6 protein-coding genes and 1 pseudogene are annotated in these 6180 nt (G+C 63.5%); 3 read left to right on the top strand and 4 right to left on the bottom strand.

All coding sequences use genetic code 11. The annotated features are described in order from the left end of the window. The 3 genes and pseudogenes from VOI29_RS21795 to VOI29_RS21785 all read left to right on the top strand — a co-directional run. Positions 1–273: pseudogene (locus VOI29_RS21795) on the top strand (EamA/RhaT family transporter); the annotation flags it as partial. Between the two features lie 213 nt (positions 274–486). Beyond that, positions 487–1152 carry a sulfotransferase family 2 domain-containing protein gene (locus VOI29_RS21790; protein WP_323783638.1) on the top strand — a complete coding sequence of 222 codons (666 nt, stop codon included), beginning with the start codon at positions 487–489 and terminating at the stop codon, positions 1150–1152. Positions 1153–1331: 179 nt separating this feature from the next. Next, positions 1332–2012, top strand: a complete 681-nt coding sequence (locus VOI29_RS21785; RefSeq protein ID WP_323783636.1) for a Hint domain-containing protein — start codon at positions 1332–1334, stop codon at positions 2010–2012. A 71-nt stretch (positions 2013–2083) separates the two neighbouring features. Here the strand turns inward: VOI29_RS21785 and VOI29_RS21780 are convergent, their stop codons facing one another. The 4 genes from VOI29_RS21780 to VOI29_RS21765 form a co-directional block, all read right to left on the bottom strand. After that, positions 2084–4285 carry a 3-hydroxyacyl-CoA dehydrogenase NAD-binding domain-containing protein gene (locus VOI29_RS21780; protein WP_323783634.1) on the bottom strand — a complete coding sequence of 734 codons (2202 nt, stop codon included), beginning with the start codon at positions 4283–4285 and terminating at the stop codon, positions 2084–2086. Next, positions 4282–4767: a cupin domain-containing protein gene (locus tag VOI29_RS21775; RefSeq protein WP_323783633.1), complete on the bottom strand. Its 486-nt coding sequence runs from the start codon at positions 4765–4767 to the stop codon at positions 4282–4284. The genes VOI29_RS21780 and VOI29_RS21775 overlap by 4 nt, the downstream gene beginning before the upstream one ends. Next, entirely contained in the window at positions 4767–5978 is a 1212-nt protein-coding gene (locus tag VOI29_RS21770; protein ID WP_323783631.1) for an acetyl-CoA C-acetyltransferase, read from the bottom strand. Before VOI29_RS21770 ends, VOI29_RS21775 begins: the two co-directional genes overlap by 1 nt. Before the next feature lie 10 nt (positions 5979–5988). Further along, positions 5989–6180: glutathione S-transferase family protein (locus tag VOI29_RS21765; protein ID WP_323783629.1), on the bottom strand; the 192-nt coding region annotated here is incomplete at its 5' end.

The raw sequence follows: 6180 nt of genomic DNA, 5'->3' as shown, positions 1-6180 counted from the left end.
GGCTTTGTCACCCGCGGCTGGGTCTGGCCGCTGTGGGAGATCTCACACCTGATTCTGCTGCAGGGCTGCGCGGCGGTGGGTGGCGTGTTCTTGATCACCAAGGCCTACCAGCTGGGCGAGGCCTCCTATGTTGCGGTGTTCGAATACTCGGTGATGATCGTCGGCCCCGGTGTCGCCTGGGCCTATTGGGGGCAGGCTCTTAACGGATGGCAGATTTCGGGCATCGCACTGATCATAGCCGCAGGAACAACCATCGCGCTGCGCTCCAGATGACGGCCAGGGGCGCTGCCCCTCTTGCCCCTGCAGGGCAATTCACCCCGGAGTATTTCCGGCCAGAAAGAAGCGGCAGACTGCTGTTGTTCCCCGTTGCAGGACGACGCCTGTCCCGCTGCCCGGCAAGCGGCTTTCCGGCCAGGCGGGCAGACCAGCGCCGCCCGGTGCATTTCCGGCGTTTCCATCTTTGGAGCAATTGCTTAGGGTCAGGTCATGATCCTGTCGCCGGGCCGCAAATACGTCTTTATCCATATCCCCAAGACCGGCGGCACAGCGTTGGCCCTGGCGCTTGAGGCGCGTGCCATGGCGGATGACATGATGCTGGGGGATACGCCCAAGGCGCTGAAACGCCGCCGCCGTCTGAAGGATGCCCAGACCCGCGGGCGGCTGTGGAAACACTCCGCTCTTGCCGATATCGACGGGCTGGTGCCAAAAGAAACTCTGCGGTCGCTGTTTGCGTTCACCCTGGTGCGCAACCCTTGGGACCGGGCGGTCAGCTATTACCATTGGCTGCGGGAGCAGAGCTTCGGCCACCCGGCGGTCCGGATCGCGCAAAGCCTGGAGTTCCGCGCCTTTGTGCAGCATCCGCAGATCCTCAGCGCGTTTCAGGGCAGCCCCTCGGCCTCCTACATGCGCCGTGCAGATGGGGCGGAGCAATGCCAGCTCTATATCCGGTTGGAGCATTTCCAGGAGGATGCCCGGCCGTTGTTCGACCATCTCGGCTTTTCCCTCGATTTGCCGCGGGTCAATGAAAGCGGCCGGCAGCGGGACTGGCGGCGCTATTATGACGATGCTGCCGCCGAAGCCATTGCCGGGGCCTGTGCCGCAGATATCGGGCAATTTGAATACTCTTTTAACGAATCTCCCTTACTTCAATGACAGGAAACAGTGCTGCGGCTGCCAGCGCGGGGCCGGACCGGCCAGCGGCAGGCAGTCCGGCGCTTGGACGTGAACAGTGAGCGGTCGTTGCCGCATTGCCGGGCTGACAGCACCGGGGATGGCGGTAATAACCGGAATGGCCTGGGCGGAACTGCCCTGGCTGCAGGAAAGGAAGTCGGATGCTGGATTGGCTCCTGAAACGCTCGCAAGCCCCGCTGGGACAGCCGTTGAGCAGCGGTTTTCCTCTGGCCGCAGTCGGGCAGGGCGGGTTTCTGGCCGGCACCCATGTTGCGTCGAACCTTGGCTGGCGCCCGGTTGAGGCGCTGACTGCAGGCGACAAGGTGCTGACATTCGATCATGGCATGCAGACGGTTGTGGAGCTGCAGCGCGAAACCATTGTTCCGGGCGACGGGGAACTTGACCCGGCCCGCTGTCCGCTGCTGGTGCCGCGTGATGCGCTGATGAACCGGGTGCCGCTGTGGCTGATGCCGGATCAGGGCGTGCTGCTGGAGAGCGATCTGGTGGAGGATGTTCAGGGCGATCCTTTTGCGGTCGTGCCTGCCGCCGCGCTGGAGGGCTACCGCGGTATCCGCCGGATGCATCCCGGCGCGCAGCTGGAGCTGGTCACACTGCGGTTCGCCGAGGATCAGGTGATTTATCTGGAAGCCGGAATGCTGGGGTTCTCCGCAGCTCCGGTCAATTTGATGTGCGGGCGCATCTTTACCGGGGAAAGCGCCTACAGGGTGCTGCCGCCGGATCAGGCGCACGGCCTGGTGCTGTCGATGATGGCCGAGGACGACCACTGGAACACGCCCGGCCCGGCATCCGCCGCGGCCCGATATCAACAACCGCTGAACTGAGCGGGCAGCCCGTTTACCGGAACACTTGAAAACGGCCGGGAATGCCCGGCCGTTTGCGTTATCCGTTGCCCTCAGGCGGCCGCAGATTTTTCCGGGTCGAACCGGCCATAGAAGCTTTGGCCCTTGTTCGCCATGTCGCGCAGCAGATCCGGGCAGGCAAAGCGATCGCCATGCTGTCCGGCCAGCTGATCGCAGCGTTCGGCCGCATAGGGTGTGCCGATGATATCCAGCCAGCTGAACGGACCGCCGGACCAGGGGGCAAAGCCCCAAGCCAGAATCGCGCCCACGTCGCCTTCCCGGATGTCTTCCAGAACGCCTTCCTCCAGCGCCCGCACCGCTTCCAGCACCTGTGCGAACATCAGCCGTTCCTGCACTTCGATCAGATCAGGCTGCTCAGCGGTTTGCGGGTATTTCTCCTGCAGGCCCTTCCAGTACTCGACGCGCTTGCCTTTCTCGTCATAGTCGAAGAAACCGGCATTGGCCTTGCGCCCTAAGCGGCCCTGTTCTTCCATCCAGAAGATCAGCTCATCGGACGGGCTTTCCGGATAGGCATCGCCCATTGCCGCCTTGGTTGCCCGCGCGATCTTGGCCCCCAGATCAATCGAGGTCTCATCGGTCAGCTGGATCGGCCCCACCGGGAAACCCAGCTGCCGCGCGGCGTTGTCGATCAGCACCGGGCTGACGCCCTCGGCAATCATCCGCACCCCTTCGTTGATATAGGGGATGATGCAGCGGTTGGCGTAAAAGAAGCGCGCGTCATTGACCACAATCGGCGTTTTGCGGATCTGGCGCACATAGTCCAGCGCCTTGGCCACCGCGCGGCCGCCGGTTTCGCGGCCCTTGATGATCTCCACCAGCAGCATCTTCTCGACCGGCGAGAAGAAGTGGATGCCGATGAACTGATCCGCGCGGCTGGACGCCTTGGCCAGCTCACTGATCGGCAGGGTCGAGGTGTTGGAGGCAAAGATGCAGTCCTCGGGGATGATTGCCTCGACCTTTTTGGTCATCTCCGCCTTGACGCCGGGATCCTCGAACACCGCCTCGATGATCAGGTCGCAGCCTTTCAGCGCGTCCAGATCAGGGGTCGCGGTGATCTGCGCCAGCAGCGCCGCTTTCTTCTCCTCGGTCGCCTTGCCGCGCTTGATGCCCTTGTCCATGTAGGCGGCGGAATAGGCCTTGCCCTTGTCGGCAGCTTCCTGGTCACGGTCGATCAGGACCACCTCGATGCCCGCCTGGGCGGAGACCAGCGCGATACCGGCGCCCATCATGCCCGCGCCCAGAACGCCAACTTTTTTGACCGCCTGATCCGGCACCTCCTTGGGCCGCACCGCGCCTTTTTCCAGCGCCTGCTTGTTCAGGAACAGGCTGCGGATCATGGCCGAGGACGACGGGTTCATCAGCACATGGGTGAACCAGCGGGCCTCGATTTTCAGCGCGGTGTCGAAATCAACCAGCGCGCCTTCATAAATTGAGCTGAGCAGCGCCTGCGCCGCCGGGAAGGCGCCCTGGGTTTTGCCGTTGATCATCGCCGAGGCGCCGACAAAGGTCATGAATCCAGCCGGATGATAGGGGGCGCCGCCGGGCATTTTATAGCCCTTGGCGTCCCAGGGTTTCACCAGATCGGCAGGTTTGGCGTTCAGCACCCACTCCCTGGCCGCCGCCAGAGCATCGTCAGCAACCGCATCGATCAGCTGGGCGCCCTTGGCTTTTTTCGGATCCAGCATCTTGCCTTCGAGCAGCACCGGCGCCGCCGCCATTGCGCCCACCATACGCGAATAGCGCGTGGTGCCGCCGCCGCCGGGGAATATACCGATCATGATCTCCGGCAGGCCGACCTTGGCCTTGGGGTTGTCGGTCATCACCCGGTGATGGCAGGCGAGGGCAATCTCAGTGCCGATGCCGGCGCAGGTGCCGTTGATGGCACAGGCCACCGGCTTGCCGCCCTTCTTGGTTTTCGGGTCCATGCCTGCGAGTTCAAGTTTGCGCAGGATCCGGTGGCCGCCCATGGTGAAGTCGAACAGGCCCTGGGCCGGGTTCTCACCCGATTCTTCGCGGATGGTGGCCAGCACATTCAGGTCCATGCCGCCGGCAAAATCCTTCTTTCCGCTGGTGATCACGATACCCTTGACGGCCTCGTCCGCCAGCGCCCGGTCAACATATTCCTCCACCAGGCTAAAGGCCTCGCGGGTGAGGACGTTCATCGACTTGCCGATCGCGTCCCAGGTGATGATTGCGACGCCGTCCGCGTCCACGTGGTATTTGAAATCGCTCATGTGTTTTCTCCGGTCTGGTCAGCCGTCAGCGGGCTGCCGTCCTTGCGGGTGAAATTGAACTGCCCTTCGGCAATTTTCACCATCATGTCCAAATCGCTGTAAAAAGCGGTCTCTGCCGGGGTGCGGGTGCCGACCACCAGAAAGGCGGCAGGCTTGTCCGATCGGTTCACCAGATGGTGGCCGTTCTCATCCCCCGCCGGAAAGCTGGCACAGTCGCCCGGCAGCATCTCATGCGCGCCCTGATCGTCGATTAGGGTGCAGGTGCCCTCGGTCACCATCACGAATTCGTCCTGCTCCATGTGGTAGTGGCGCAAGGAAGACATCGCGCCCGGCTCCAGCCGCACGATGTTGACGCCGAACTGGGTCAGGCCGCCGAGGTCGCCCAGCGGCTGCACGCTGCGCCCGTCACCCGCCGCAGCCAGCTTGCCGGGGTAGCCCGATCCGGTGCGCCAGGGCAGGCGGGAAAGGTCCAGCTTCGGCATCAGACGCGCTCGATGATGGTGGCCGCACCCATGCCGGATGCGATGCACAGCGTCGCCAGGCCGCATTCTTTGTCCTGGCGTTCCAGCTCATCCAGCAGGGTGCCGATGATGATCGCACCGGTGGCACCCAGCGGATGCCCCATGGCGATGGAGCCGCCGTTGACGTTGACCAGCTCCGGGTCCACATCAAATGCCTGCTGAAAGCGCAGCACCACGCTCGCAAAGGCCTCGTTCACCTCGAAAAGATCCAGATCGCCGATCGTCATGCCACTGCCGGCCAGGATCTTCTCGGTCACCGGAACCGGGCCGGTCAGCATGATGGTGGGGTCGGTGCCGATCTTGGCGGTCGCCTTGATGCGGGCGCGCGGTTTCAGCCCGTGCTTCTCGCCGAACTCCTTGTTGCCGATCAGAAGCGCCGCAGCACCATCCACAATGCCCGAGGAGTTGCCCGCATGGTGGATATGATTGATCCGCTCCAGATGCGGGTATTTCAGCATCGCCACCTTGTCAAAGCCGGGCATCTGCTCACCCATCATCTGGAACGCCGGGTTCAGCGATCCCAGTGCCTGCATGTCGGTGCCGGGGCGCATGTATTCGTCATGATCCAGGATCGCCAGCCCGTTCTGGTCGGTGACGGTGATCACGGATTTTGCAAAGCGGTTGTCGTCCCACGCGGCCTTGGCGCGGCGCTGGCTTTCCATCGCCAGCGCGTCGGCCTGATCGCGGCTAAAGCCGTATTCGGTGGCGATGATATCGGCCGAGATGCCCTGCGGCACAAAATAGGTGTCCATTGCCAGGCTCGGGTCGACGGCAATTGCGGCGCCGTCGCTGCCCATGGCCACCCGGCCCATCATCTCGACGCCGCCTGCGATATAGCCATCACCGGCGCCGCCCTTCACCTGGTTCGCGGCCAGGTTCACGGCTTCCATGCCAGACGCGCAGAAGCGGTTGATAGCGAGGCCCGGAATACGTTCGTCCAGATCCGAGGCAAGAACAGCGGAGCGTGCCAGGCAGCCGCCTTGCTCCTTCACCTGGGTGACATTGCCCCAGATCACGTCCTCGACCGCATGGCCCTCCAGGCCGTTGCGCTCCTTGAGCGCGTTCAGCGTCAGGGCGGACAGCCGCACCGAGGTCACCTCGTGCAGGGCGCCATCCTTGCGGCCCTTGCCGCGCGGGGTGCGCAGGGCGTCATAGATATAAGCTTCAGTCATACTTGTCTCCTCAAGTCCGGTCCGACGGTCTGCCGGGCATCAGGTCATAGGGGTGTTTCCAGCCGGGCTGCGCGCTGATACGGGTGAGCCAGGCGTCGATATGGGGCCAATCGGCGCGGTCAAAGCCGAAGGGCTCGGGGTAGTAGAGGTAGCTGCAGCAGCTGATATCGGCGTTGGTCAGCCCGTCTCCCGCCAGCCAATC

The organism is Leisingera sp. (assembly GCF_034669605.1).
Classification (GTDB): Bacteria; Pseudomonadota; Alphaproteobacteria; order Rhodobacterales; family Rhodobacteraceae; genus Leisingera.
This window is presented reverse-complemented; position numbering and strand designations above follow the sequence as displayed.